Source organism: Chryseobacterium sp. Leaf201, assembly GCF_001421435.1.
Taxonomy (GTDB): domain Bacteria; phylum Bacteroidota; class Bacteroidia; order Flavobacteriales; family Weeksellaceae; genus Chryseobacterium.
Map to the genome: position 1 here is coordinate 68,306 of NZ_LMKA01000024.1, position 13,533 is coordinate 81,838.

The 13,533-nt window shown below is 40.3% G+C and carries 8 protein-coding genes and 1 pseudogene; 3 read left to right on the plus strand and 6 right to left on the minus strand.

Features of this window, described 5'->3' with window-relative positions; all coding sequences use genetic code 11:
• Nucleotides 1-16 precede the first annotated feature (16 nt).
• On the minus strand, nucleotides 17-2,779 hold the full coding sequence (locus ASE55_RS03120) for a TonB-dependent receptor plug domain-containing protein (RefSeq protein ID WP_056215443.1): 2,763 nt from the start codon (nucleotides 2,777-2,779) through the stop codon (nucleotides 17-19).
• A gap of 2,553 nt (nucleotides 2,780-5,332) precedes the next feature.
• On the opposite strand from ASE55_RS03120, the gene ASE55_RS03130 reads away from it, so the two are divergent.
• Together ASE55_RS03130 and ASE55_RS03135 are read left to right on the plus strand one after the other, a co-directional pair.
• The gene (locus ASE55_RS03130) at nucleotides 5,333-6,208 is read left to right on the plus strand and encodes a phosphotransferase (RefSeq protein WP_238584976.1); all 876 of its coding nucleotides are present in this window, start codon (nucleotides 5,333-5,335) and stop codon (nucleotides 6,206-6,208) included.
• A gap of 40 nt (nucleotides 6,209-6,248) precedes the next feature.
• Nucleotides 6,249-6,641 (plus strand): hypothetical protein, encoded by a 393-nt coding sequence (locus ASE55_RS03135; RefSeq protein WP_056215452.1) that lies wholly within the window; start codon nucleotides 6,249-6,251, stop codon nucleotides 6,639-6,641.
• A gap of 135 nt (nucleotides 6,642-6,776) precedes the next feature.
• On the opposite strand, the gene ASE55_RS03140 is transcribed toward ASE55_RS03135, so the two are convergent.
• Nucleotides 6,777-7,808, minus strand: a complete 1,032-nt coding sequence (locus ASE55_RS03140) for a DUF4932 domain-containing protein (RefSeq protein ID WP_082474326.1) — start codon at nucleotides 7,806-7,808, stop codon at nucleotides 6,777-6,779.
• 328 nt (nucleotides 7,809-8,136) lie between these two features.
• On the opposite strand from ASE55_RS03140, the gene ASE55_RS03145 reads away from it, so the two are divergent.
• Entirely contained in the window at nucleotides 8,137-9,663 is a 1,527-nt protein-coding gene (locus ASE55_RS03145; protein ID WP_056215457.1) for a hypothetical protein, read from the plus strand.
• A 327-nt stretch (nucleotides 9,664-9,990) separates the two neighbouring features.
• Here the strand turns inward: ASE55_RS03145 and ASE55_RS03150 are convergent, their stop codons facing one another.
• From ASE55_RS03150 to ASE55_RS03165, 4 genes and pseudogenes are all read right to left on the minus strand, one after another.
• Nucleotides 9,991-10,533, minus strand: a complete 543-nt coding sequence (locus ASE55_RS03150) for a hypothetical protein (RefSeq protein ID WP_056215460.1) — start codon at nucleotides 10,531-10,533, stop codon at nucleotides 9,991-9,993.
• A gap of 16 nt (nucleotides 10,534-10,549) precedes the next feature.
• Nucleotides 10,550-11,548 carry a DUF11 domain-containing protein gene (locus ASE55_RS03155; RefSeq protein ID WP_238584977.1) on the minus strand — a complete coding sequence of 333 codons (999 nt, stop codon included), beginning with the start codon at nucleotides 11,546-11,548 and terminating at the stop codon, nucleotides 10,550-10,552.
• A 27-nt stretch (nucleotides 11,549-11,575) separates the two neighbouring features.
• Nucleotides 11,576-11,739: pseudogene (locus ASE55_RS20890) on the minus strand (hypothetical protein); the annotation flags it as partial.
• 120 nt (nucleotides 11,740-11,859) lie between these two features.
• Nucleotides 11,860-13,362 (minus strand): DUF6923 family protein, encoded by a 1,503-nt coding sequence (locus ASE55_RS03165; protein ID WP_185116270.1) that lies wholly within the window; start codon nucleotides 13,360-13,362, stop codon nucleotides 11,860-11,862.
• Between the last annotated feature and the right edge of the window lie 171 nt (nucleotides 13,363-13,533).

Sequence of the window (13,533 nt, forward strand, 5' to 3'; positions counted from 1 at the left end):
ATTGTTCTGTATATATTTAAAAATTATAATTAAGTTCCATCCCGAAATACGGGGTATTTTCTCCTTTTCTGTACACCGTTACATTATTGAAGACATAAGGAGCACTGTAATTGAACATCCTGGTTACAAACATAGACGTCCTGATTGCCTTATAGATGCTTTTCGTAATTTTCAGGTTCCCCACAACCGTAAAGGTGTAATCTTTAGGCATATTATCGGTTACCGAAACATTCCGCACCAGCCACTGCTTGTAGGTATCTGTTTTATCTGCCTCGGTGAAAGGGTGGATAATACCGTCAATACCGTAATAGGATATAGGTTCTGCAATTCTCCGGTCTTTTCTCTGACGGTCAAACACGCTTCCCTGGAAAGATGCCGAGATCGTAAGGTCAAGGCTGGGAAGATAAGTATCGATAAAAAGGTTGTAATTCATATTGGAATTAACGTATCCCTCATCATTCTGGTAAATCCCGTAATAAGGGAATCCGTCTGCACCCACTGATCCCGGAGGCTTAGATAGAAACGGGACTGAGTTTCTGTACTGGGTTTTGAAATAAGCGGCACTTAAGGTGAACCGTGTATTAATAGCTTTGATACGTGGTGAGCTGTACCCGAATTCGATCCCGCTCTTCAGTGTTTCGCTGCCGTTTTCCGTAACTGCATATTCACCCATATTCTGCTTTACCGTGTAGGGCGTAGCATTAAGATCCGGCCCGTTGTTCCATTGCGACAGGTCTACCTGCGAGGCATCATACTGCTTGTAGGTGTGAAGTTTTGTATGAAGCATATTCCGGAAGCCGTTCGTCATATTTTCTTTAAAATACGTGAAGAACAGCGTATGGTTCCGGTAAGACAGGTCAAGCCTTATTTCTTTTTTGATGCTTTTTGCCGCTTCAATGGCTCTGTTTTCCGTATTCTGCACGTAGGTCATAAAATTAACGTAGCGGTACTGTGCATCATTGTGATAATAGTTAAGCTGCGTATAATCCCAGAATTCCCGGTTCGGGTAAAGCATCAGAAGGGTAGGCTGCTTGTAGAACTGACCGTATCCTAAAGTAACATCCGTTTTTAAAGGGAAATTGTCAATCATCAGGTGCGGAAGGTTGTACTGTAAATTCAATCTCGGTTCCACAAAAACTTTTTTGCTGATGGCATAAGACGGATCCATTCCCAGCTGTCTGGAAAACCTGAAGCCGGTATACAAAGTAAATTTATGCTGGTCTAAGGCATAACTCATCTGGTCTCCCAGGAAAGCTGCCAGTAAATTAGAGGCTGGAATGTCATTGAACGGCCTCGGCCTTGAATTGGTAAAAGTTGCGGCATACGGTGAATTCATATCGTAAATTAAGCCCCTGCCGTTATTCTTGGAAAACCTCCAGTCTAAACCGGCTTCATAATTATGGGTAACCCCAAACGTGTTCCTGCTTCCTGTAGCCTGAAGAAGTGCCGTAATATCCAGCGGTTTTCCTTCTGTACTGTACTCACTGATGTACCTGAGCGTCGGGAACACGCCAACATTCTCGCCCTGTTCGGTAGCCAAAGAAAAAGATCTCGGCCCGGATAACTGTACCAGTTTGGTCTGGTCAATGTTCTCGAATCCCTGGCGGATGGCGGTGTTTAAAATAACCTTATCGAAGACGGAGGAAGGGTCTAAGCTATATACGAAGTTGTTGGTAAAGCTGACTCTCGTTCTGGTCTGCCTGTAGCGGTCTATATCAGGAACGCCATTGTCCGGGTCGTTTTTCTTAACATCAATATTGGTGGAAAAGTCGATGCCTGAACGCCACTCCAATGGCTTAGACCAGAGATAACCTTTTTTCCTGGAACGGATGGAAGCCGTAGCACGCTGGTAATTTTCAAAATCATCTGTAGGGTTTGCCTTGGAATCTAAAAAGTCTGCCCCGGCAGTGATCTGCCAGCGGTCGGAAATTTTAAAGCCTTTTCCTACGTAATACTGTTTGCTGAAACCGTCTGCTTTAAACCTTGCCTGCAACGGGGAGGCTCCAATTTTCCTTTCAATCTTTATAAGGCCTGAAGTGAGGTCGCCATAGGAAGCAGAGGGGATCCCGCGGATAATTTCCACCCTTTCAATGTCATTGGTTGAGATCGTTCTCATATCAACTCCGGTGGTTGCCGTTTCTCTTCTTAATGCCGGACCATCCGGAACCCGACGGCTGTCTAAAGAAACCTGCATGTCTGCATTGGAATTGATTACGTTTCCGTCAACCATAAACTGCACGCCAAGAGATGAGGTATCGTATTGTCCGGGTCCGTTGCTCATGTCACCGCGGTTTTCACGAATGGTGGGCCTGTTGTTGATGCTCAGGGCAGGCGTCTTTGCCAATCCGCCCGGCAAAAGCTCCATCAGATCTGAAAAGCTTGACGGCTGCAGATGTTCCATTGCCTTACGATCGATGACAGACTTTGTCGTCAATCCTGTGCTTTCTTTTGAAAACATGACCACTTCCTCCAGTTTATCTATGGCCTGAAGCTGGATATTCATTGTTTTTGAAACATCTAAACTCACATCCAGTTCCTTTTCCTGGTAATTTGAATGCGTAAGTATGATATGATGCCTGCCCCTGCTTAGGAAGAGGACGGCATCTCCTTTTTCGTTGGTAAGTGATGAATTTTCATTGCTTTTTACAGAAACACTGCCTAGTTCATGCTGGTTTTCACCGGATGTATGGATGATGAGCTGTATTTTCTCATTTTGGGAGAATAAAAGTAAGGTGCCGAAAGGCATTAAGAATAAAAATGATAAAATCCTGAGTGTCATTATTTTAGTGGTCTAAAAACAAATCAGCCGCAAAAATAGAAATTTAATCGGCGGATACAGAATTTATTTAGAACAAATTAAAATAAATGATAAAAATCATTGCTGATGGGTGTTTAGGACATGCTGCAGTTTTACGTTAATACCATTTTTTCTTTAACCATAAACTGAATCTTACCAGCAATATCAAAACTTTTGCGTAAAAAAAATAAACGCAAAGTTTTTATTCATCATACTTTCAGATTTTAAGGAAGCAAAGAGGTAGCGGCAAAGCCGCTGATAAAGCTCATGGATAATACAGTCGCTTCATAAGAAATGAATGGATGAAATAGATTTGCAAAATCAGAATTACTAAAATTTTACACTTTAGAACAGGTAAAGAACACCAGAAATACATCACCGACTACCAGTAAAAAACGACATAGGAGTCTGAAGCGTTAAGAAAATAAAGCCTGTGAACGTTAAGAAAATTCTTCTGTCCGAAGTGCGAGGAAAACAGTGTGTGTTCACCAAAAATGATTTCGCACAAGTTTAGAATTTTTAGTGAACAGGATTTATTTTTAGCGGAAGAATCCAGGTCTTGATCTTTTGGTTCGTTTTGCATCAAGGCAAAAATGATTTCGCACAAGTTTAGAATTTTTAGTGAACAGGATTTATTTTTAGCGGAAGAATCCAGGTCTTGATCTTTTGGTTCGTTTTGCATCAAGGCAAAATGAACGGAATAGACGCACAGAAAGATAATCTTTGCGTTAAAAAATAATTAAATGCAAAGATTTATTCATAATACGTTCAGATTTTAAGTGAGCAAAGGTATAGCGGCAAGCTGCTGATAAAGCGCCTGGCTGATACGTCCGCTTCATCAGAAATGAACGGATGAGATAGTTTGCAAAATCAGAATTACTAAAATATTTTACACTTTAGAACAGGTAAGATAACCACTTTGAAAATAAGAAGAACACTCAAGTTTTTAAAAATCTTTGATTTTTATTATTTCGATTGATAACAGATTATATAAAAAAACTAAAATTACAAAACCGACTGCCGGTAAAAAATGACATAGGAGTCTGAAGCGTTAAGAAAATAAAGCCTGTGAACGTTAAGAAAATTCTACTGTCCGAAGTGCGAGGAAACCAGTGTGTATTCACCAAAAANGCAATGTTGAGATGTATATGGACTGCCAGTAAAAACGACATAGGAGTCTGAAGCGTTAAGAAAATAAAGCCTGTGAACGTTAAGAAAATTCTACTGTCCGAAGTGCGAGGAAACCAGTGTGTATTCACCAAAAAATGATTTCGCACAAGTTTAGAATTTTTAGTGAACAGGATTTATTTTTAGCGGAAGAATCCAGGTCTTGATTTTTTGGTTCGTTTTGCATCAAGGCAAAATGAACGAATAAATAGACTTATAAATCGAAAATGCTAAAATATTTTACACTTTAGAACAGGTAAAATAACCGCTTTGAAAATAAGAAGAACACTTAAGCTCTTAAAAATCTTTGATTTTTATTGTTTCCATTATTTCGGTTGAGAACAGATGATATGAGATTACATAGAAAACCTTGAAAATCATAATACCGACTGCCGGTAAAAAACGACATAGGAGTCTAAGCGTTAAGAAAATGAAGCCTGTGAACGTTAAGAAAATTCTTCCGTCCGAAGCGTGAGGCAAGTTTTGAACCGAAGAATAATCTCGTTATCACGCAAGTTTAGAATTTTTAGTGAACAGGATTTATTTTTAGCGGAAGAATCCAGGTCTTGATCTTTTGGTTCGTTTTGCATCAGGGCAAACCCGCAAGGGTTCGCTGATTCAAATAAAAATTTAAATTTAGAAGCAAAATGAACAGAATAAACGCACAGAAAGATAATCTTTGCGTTAAAAAAAACATCTTAATTAAACGCAAATTTTTATTAATACTTTCAGATTTTAAGGAAGCAAAGAGTAGCGGCAAGCCGCTGATAAAGTTCATGGATAATACAGTTACTTCATCAGAAATGAACAGATGATATCAGATTACTCAAAATAAACTTTAAATAAGGAACACAGAAATTACATAGGAAGACGGCGGGAAAATAAAATTTTAAAATGACGGTTACATTCTAAAGAAAGTACATTCATGATCTGTAAAAACAGTATTGTGATTTTATTAATCATATGCATGAGTATTTTTCACAATCGAACGGAAATGTTTTTCTATTTTTGCCACCGTATTTTAATTGAAGTTCAGAAGCCTGTCAAACGAAGTGAAACCTGAAAAGTAGGGGAGTTTTGTTGGCTTAAGGATGTTAATGACATAAACAAAATGAACGTTATATTTTAACCGTTGTGAAATAAGTAACGAGTCCTTTTATTTAATATAACGCAGATCAATAAAAATCTAAAAAAACGATGTAACAGGTGTAAAGCTAAAAATGTTAACGCCATAGCATATATTTATAACTGATGACAGAGAAGTTCCCGGCAATAAACAGTACGCTTTCACCAAACGCACTTGGCAAACTGATTCAACGAAAATATGGGCTAAGCGACAAAACGGAATGCAGCATATTCCGACTTGCTATGAATCATTTATACATGGTCCATGATGACGAGGAAAGATATGTTTTTAGGGTTTACACGCATAACTGGCGGACAAAATCAGAAATTGAAGAAGAATTAAGGCTTTTACTTCATTTAAAAGAAGAAGACCGGCAGGTTGCTTTTCCGATAGCTGATCAGTCCAACCAATTTATTCAGGAAATTGAAGCCCCGGAAGGGACAAGATTTGGTGTTTTATTTTCGTATGCTAAAGGCACAAAGACTGCAAAATTTTCACACCAGACAAGTTTCCTGATTGGGCAGGCTTTGGCAAAAGTTCATCAGTCGACAGAAAATTTCGGACTGATGAGAATTTCTTACGATGCCCGGAACCTGCTTAAGAACCCTGTTTTAAGGACAAAAGAATTCTACAGTACAAACATTGGCGAAATTGAATTTTTGGAAAACCTATCTGCCTTTTTAACGCTGAAAATGGAAAATACCGACAGGCAGAAAATGAGATACGGAGCCGTTCATCTTGATGTTTGGTTTGACAATCTGCATATTGACAATGAAAAAGAAATTACATTTTTCGACTTTGATTTTTGTGGCAACGGCTACTTATGCTTTGACATTTCTTATTTCCTGTTTCAGTTATTTGCAACGCATTTAAACGAAGAGGAATATCAGGAAAAGGCAGACAGCTTCATAAAAGGTTACGGGACTGTAACTGAAATCAGCAGGCCGGAACAAGATTTTTTGCCCTTTGCCTGTTTATCAATAATGACCTATTACATAAGTGTCCAGTGTGACAGATTTGATTATTGGACGAATATTTTCCTGAATGAAGATCATTTAAAAAGAATGGTTGGCAATTTGAAACGGTGGATGGCTTACAACAGGATTGAGATTGAATAACAAATTAATAAACTAAAATAAACGTAAGTATCACAAAACAATGAACAGTAAATTAATACAGTCAGCCAGCAGCATATTTTTAGCACTGATCGCTTTACTCTGCATATTTATTCCGGATGAAGTTTTAAAAAATTTTACAATTGATGAAAATGAATATGTTCTGTTGATCATTCAGGTCTTAGGAGGATTGTTATTCGGCTTCGGCATTACCAATTGGATGTCAAGAACCGTAATCATGGGCGGAATTTATGGTAAGGCACTTTATATGGGAAATCTTGCACAATTTGCAGTAGGAGGCGTAGCCCTGTTAAAATGGAACATTAAAAACGGATTTCCTTCCGTAATTTTAGGAGTAATACTCGTTGGGTATATAATTTTTCTACTGTTATACCTGTCGGTATTTTTCAGCAGTCCGAAAATTGCAGGGAAATAATAAAAGGATTGGTTTAAACGGTATCTGAATCAATAGAAATAGAATAGAAGGATTTATCAGCTCAGCCAGCAGAAACCAGCACTGAACCATGAAAACTGATTTTGAAAAATCTCAATAAGAACAGGATATACAATATCAATTTAAGTTCTCCAGATAATTAACAATTTCAGGATAAAACTGTGATATGCTGCTGTACTTATTTTTATGCTGGGTATACTTATTGAAAAACAGATTTAATTCTTTAAAATATTTAAAGTGTTTTGACTGATTTTCAACCTCTTTCAATTCGGCTTCAGGACCATATTTTTCGCCCAGTATTTTGGATACGCAGATTCTCACAATCAATTCATCAGCCTCATTTTCCCAATCTTTTTCTTTTAGTTTTTCTCCTTTTGATGTTACTAAAAAAATATTTCTTTTTTTAGTTAATCTTTCCCTGTACAAAGGAATAAAATCACTTACATACAGATGTGATATTTCATGAATCACCACATTGGGCAACGGTATAAATTGAACTTCGGTATCATTGGTCTGTACCCTATCATCATCTTTAAGATAAGCCAGCTTAAAAATCTTTTTACCTCTGAAACTCTTGTCATCAATGGTGATGGCATTATTTCCCAGATTGTTCAGGATATCGACAAAAATGACTATTTCTCCCTGTGAAGGCTTATTAAAAAAATGGTCAACATCATTTAAGATCCCGCTTTCATTAATTTTACCATGAGCAAATTCTGTAATGCTTAAATATTCTGCTTTATGGGCCTTTATAAAATCATCAACCTTACAGTCTTTATAAAAATCATTGAATTTTTCCAGGAATGTTTTGATATCGCAGCTGCGTAATTGACTGCCTGTATAGGGGATTTTCAATCTGAAAGGATATTTGTCTGATAGGTAGAGGCCTATGCTGGACAGGTCATAACCGTCCCAGGTATCAAGATTTCGATACCAGTTTAATGAACTGTGCTGCCTGTACTTTTCGAAATACTGATCAAATTGACGGTAATATACGGATGGCGTGGGTTTTTTATCCAATGTATCCCTGGTTGCCAGAGTATAAAAAATACTGATTGCTTCAATCCTGGGATCTATCTTCACATTGATCTTTTTTTGCCCGAATGAAAATACATGAATCATTAAAAATAGAAATAAGAGTTTCTTCATTGCTGTTTATATGATAAGTTTTAATACAGAAGACCTTTCACCTATGGTTCTGCAGATTTATAAGAATCAAATTCTTATTGTTAATCGTTTTATTTCCTATAAATAAAGACATTTCAGGTGTTACATCTATTACATGTGGTATATATTTTTTTTTTATATATTGATTTGCAATGTCTTATAAATTCGGGAGAACAAAAAAAATTTTTACATGAAAGAAAGCCTGAATGAAATGTCAAAAAGGGTGTTCCTGAAGAAGAGGAAAAGTCTTAACAATATTAAAATACGAAAAGGAAGTGTTATCGCTTAAAATACAGTATCTTGTGTGTCTATGAAAGAACAAAAAAACAAAACCATTGAGAACTTTGAGAACAGTCTGCAAACAGCCGGCAGTAGCCATTTAGGCGACGCGGATACAGGCTGGCTTGCTATTTTCGGAAAAGTGGCTCCCATCCTGGGAGGCGTAGGAGCAATAGGCAGCCTGATCAATTCGGTATTTGCCGCGCAGCAAACTGCTGAATTTCAGGAGAAGCTTATTAATGAACTGCAGGCGATTGAACAGACGCTGCAGGGCATTAAGAATGATCTGGATGCTATTTACCAGGAACTGAAGAACATTGAGCAGGATATCGAAGGCCTCGGCCTGAACGATAAGCTGACCGCGATTGATACCTGGAGCATGGAAATGGCAGCACTTGACCCTGCAGATACACACGGCGCCCAGGAACTGGCAACTGCAATGCTGGAAGCTTCAGCAGGTGAAACCAACCTGCTGGCATGCATGGTAGGCATCCATAATGCCATGGTGGGAGAATCTATCGGAACGCCGCTTATCACTCTGATGGACGCACCGGCATTCATACGTCTGCGTGCGCGTCTGGTACGCGGACTGCACTTGCTGGCTTTTGCCACGGCAATGAATACCAAAGAGAAATATGACTATGGCGTCTTTCTTCTGGAGTGGGCAACAAGTTTCCAGCAGCAAACCAATATGTATCTGGCAGCGGATAAAGATACCATGGTGTTCAATGACGGTCATTATTCAGGCACTCCGGATTTTGGGACCTGTGATAATATTGTCCTTTACAAATATGCCCAGCCACAGCTTGATAATGTGTCAATAGCCTTGGTACGTCCCAATTATAATCCGTTGGTATTTTATTCCGGTTCAGTGTTTAGCCCGGTATATAATGACACAGATATCTTATCCGTAAAAGAAGTTTTAGATCAGACCATAGCGTTTTTTGACCTGGATAATAATGAATTTACTTTTGATAAAACTTCACCATTGGCAGCAGAATGCCTGAAAGCTACAGATACAAGTCATTATTGGTTACTTTACATTGCACCGATAACTGCTGCGTATGGAAATCTTATACCGCAATGTACGTTGATGTGCACTGCGCGTATAGATGAAACGCAAACCTTCCTGGGAGCCGCCGCCGGGCAGATGCACTGGCTGGAAGCCACAGGAGATAATGCAAGCCTGGTAAGCTCAATCCATGACGGAACTACTACAGATGCATCGGTTGTTGTATATGATATGCATTCTGAAATATCCGGCGTCAAGGCATTTACTTCGCTTCAAAGTATGAGCGAAGCTTTATGGACCACGACCTGGATCGGAAAAGACAAGGTTACCATTACGCTGAGTGCCAATATTGCAGATCCGGTCTATCTTGTCATTGATTCTGATGGCAACTGGGTAACAAGTATGGATCCTGTGACTTTCGATATCCTGGAATGTCCAGATCCGGTTCCGGGGCCGATAAAAAATCCGCTTACCATGTCTCCTACACCAGTTGTACTGAGAAGTGCCATGGGTGGACAGAAATCGGTGTTATTCCGCCAGTTTTAATGTATACTTGTGCGGGTAATTTTACATGGAATGAATTTGAAACCGTGGTGTAAAGTCATAACTTCATGAACAGGGAATCATAGAATTTGACCCGATCGAATTTTAAAAAATGATCCGGCGCGGATAAATGATAGAAAGCACTCAATTTGAGTGCTTTCTTTGTTTAAGTTTTGCTGATTAAAGCAGAGAAACCCCTCGAATTCATTCTGATTTGTGCTTAAAAGATCGTATTGAGGGTATAAAGAACTGAACAGCTAACGGTTAAATCAAAGAGTCCGGCTCAATATGAGCCGGACTCTTCCGTAATAACAATAATATTGTTTTATTTTACTGTGCTGCCCAGAATGACCATCTTTCGCCGTTATAAACGGCTAATCTTTTGGCTCCGGTTTTATTCACGTACACCATCATGCCCGGGGATGGGCTCGGGATATTATTGACATCCGTAACCGTAGGCAGTACCATGGCTTTACTGGCAGATTCCAGAACTACGGCTCCGTTTGCGGAAGTAGAAGTTGCACCGATGATGAATTTTTCAGTGGCGGTTTCCGCTAAGGCAGGCTGTGTAGCCATAACGGACGTAATATTTCCGTTCTGCCCGCTCATATCAATCCATGAAGTTCCGTTGTAGTATCGTATCCTTGCCTGTGCAGCATTAACGGCATCCAGCAGTAAAGTTCCCTGTGCAGGAGTTGTGGGTAATGTTCTTACGTAGGGCAGTATGATTCCTTTGTTATTCGTATTTGCAAATTCCAGTAATACACTGGTTTTATTTGCCGCTATACCGATGGCATCCCCCATAATAACCTGTGAAAATGCAGATGCTGAAAAAGCAAGTAAAGCGATTGTGAAAATTTTTCCTTTTTTCATTGCTGATATTTTTTTATTAAGGGCATGATGGAACCGAGAAACATCTCCATACACCATCTGAGTATATTTTTAAACATTTTGCTGTGGTATCAAAAACCATCATTCCTTCCTGAGGTGTTGTGATGTTTGATAAATTAGCGGTTGCAAGACGGGTAACCACAAATCCCTGTGTATTCGATTCTATTGCCATATGGGCAGACTTACGGGTAAACGGCCAGTTCCCGGTTCCGACACTTGCGTTTTTCTGTAATGTTATTCCCAGTCGGGTATCAATTCCGGCAGCGGTATTGGTTACCGGATTATAGCAAACGGATTGTACGTTGGTATCCGTTGCCGTATTGTTGGCGGTATTCGGGTCCGTACTGTTGGCCGGAGAGGTAACGGCAACCGTACTGGTTAAATTACCGGTATACGTTACCGGAATATTTACCGTAATCGTATAAGTAACCGTACCGTTCAGCGGTAAATTGGCAAGATCGTTAATGGCGCCGTTCTGTGTTCCGGTAACTGCACTGGTGGCACCGCCGGCACCTACAGCAGTATATGTTATATTGGCTGCCGGAATTCCTGCAGGCACAGGTACGGAAACCGTTGCTCCCTGAACCCCGAAAGGCCCGTTGTTTCCTACAACCACCGTATACGTTACAGAGGTTCCCGGCGCGTAAGTGGATACGCCGTCCGTTGTCGTTGTATAAAGATCTGCACTGAAAGCAATCGGAGCAGTAACACAGTGCGCACCGTCATTCGAGTTGCTGGCAGGGGATGATGAGATAAGTGTTCTCTCCCCGTTGATCAGGTTGAACTGGTAAAAACCTCCCGTATTAAGGGAACCGTAAACCTCGCCGGTTGAAGAGGCAAACATCGCTCCGAAAGGACTTACCGTACTATTGGTACCGATAAACGTCACCGTTGCAGGTATAGTTGAAAGGTCAATTGACAGAAGTCTTCCGTCTGTATCTGAAGATGCTGAATAAAGTCTTCCATCAGCAATTCTGTAGGCCATACGTTCAGGCATTCTTTTGCAACCCATCTGCTACAGAANTTGGTACCGATAAACGTCACCGTTGCAGGTATAGTTGAAAGGTCAATTGACAGAAGTCTTCCGTCTGTATCTGAAGATGCTGAATAAAGTCTTCCATCAGCAATTCTGTAGGCAAAATCTGAAACATTTACGGCCTGTGAAAGCGTTAATGCAGTGGCGCTCATGGTTGCAATATTAACCCGGTACAGGGTGGTGTTGGAACCTGCTTAAATGCGTAAAACAAGAGTACGGAAACACCTGTTGCAAAACTGAAGACTTTCTCGCCGNGGGATAATGAATTGTTTTTAGGTTCCATCAGCAATTCTGTAGGCAAAATCTGAAACATTTACGGCCTGTGAAAGCGTTAATGCAGTGGCGCTCATGGTTGCAATATTAACCCGGTACAGGGTGGTGTTGGAACCTGCTTGTTTTACATAATAATTTCCGGCCGGATCAAATTCACCGGCATTGATCGTAGTATTGTTCGGAAGCCCGGGTACAGCACCCAGCAATGTGAAAGTACCGGAAGCATTGATTCTCACAATTGTGTTGCTGCCATCCACCGTTCCGTACATCAGTCCGTCCACAGGATTGATGGCGATTGAGTTGATATTTCCGGTATAAGTTCCTACCGTAGGATAGGTAAATGGGTTTGACGCCGTATTTACTCTGTACAGCGTAGTGCCCTGCGAAAGATACATATTGGAGTTACATCCGAACGATGCTTCAGCAGTGGCCGTAACCGAGCAGGTGGTTGAAGAATTTCCCAGCCTTACGGTAACTGTTTTCTGGCCCGCAGAACCGGTTCCGTTATAAGTAACCGGCACATCGATAAAGGTGGTGCCTGTATTAATGGTGACATTCTGGGAAGTAGTGGCAAAATCTGTACCTGATACATTGATGGTGTAAGTACCGGGACCATATACATTGGTAATCGGAATCCTTACGGTTCTTGTAGACACATATCCTGTAGAGAATGATGAATTCCCCTGGAATGCCGCTCCGTTACAGGTAAAGGTAAACGGTACGTAATAAGGAACGGAAGCTAAATCAAGATTGGCAAAATTGCTCCCGACATTAATGGTGGCAACGGTATTGGAAGCACCTGTAGCAATGTTAATGGTATTGATCTGGATGGTATTTGCTGTTCCGTCCGTGGTTCCAAGAAGGGAAGCTGTATAAACAACTCCATTCAGATAGGCCATTCCCCGGATGCCGGAAATGGTTGCAACAGGGCCGGTAATCTGGGCGGCTTTCGTTGCAATTCCTGTGGCAATGGCAATTTTATATAAATATCGCGCGGTATTTGTAGAATTATTGACGAATGTATAGATGTTGTTCTCATAATCGAAGAACGTATCAGTTCCAAATGTTGATCCTGCATTCCAGTCAGTATCACCTGCAGCGGCCGTGATCGGCAGTGTTGCTCCGCCAGGATAAATTGGGTACAGTGTTTTTGTATTGGACTGGAAACCGTATACCCTTCCAAAGTAAGGCCCCGGTACGTTATTGGTCCCGATTCCTCCTATGCTGACGTTAGGCTGCGTGGTAGCCGGAGTAACCGGTGTTCCGTTTTTATAAACTGCACTGTTGGCCGCGATATCGGAGTGGATAAACACTACTGAATTGGGATTTCCTCCGGGATTATCATACCCTACTCCCAGATTACTGAGATTTACAAGGGGATTAGCCGTCGGTGAAGCCAGCGGAGCAGGCAGTGAAACCGTACCTGTAATACCCGTTATGTCATAAACACGCCCTGTTGCGGCAAAAGATAAATACAATCGGTCGATTTGCTGCGAATGCAAAACATCCAGTTTAAAAAATAATACAAAAAGTATTAATAGATTAATTTTTTTCATGTAAATAATGATTCAAGCGGCAAATATATAAAAAAACGCTATGCGTGATATTATCAGATTGTTAATTTATATCATGTAAAAAGTATTGTAATTATATTTTATTTAATAATACAAGTT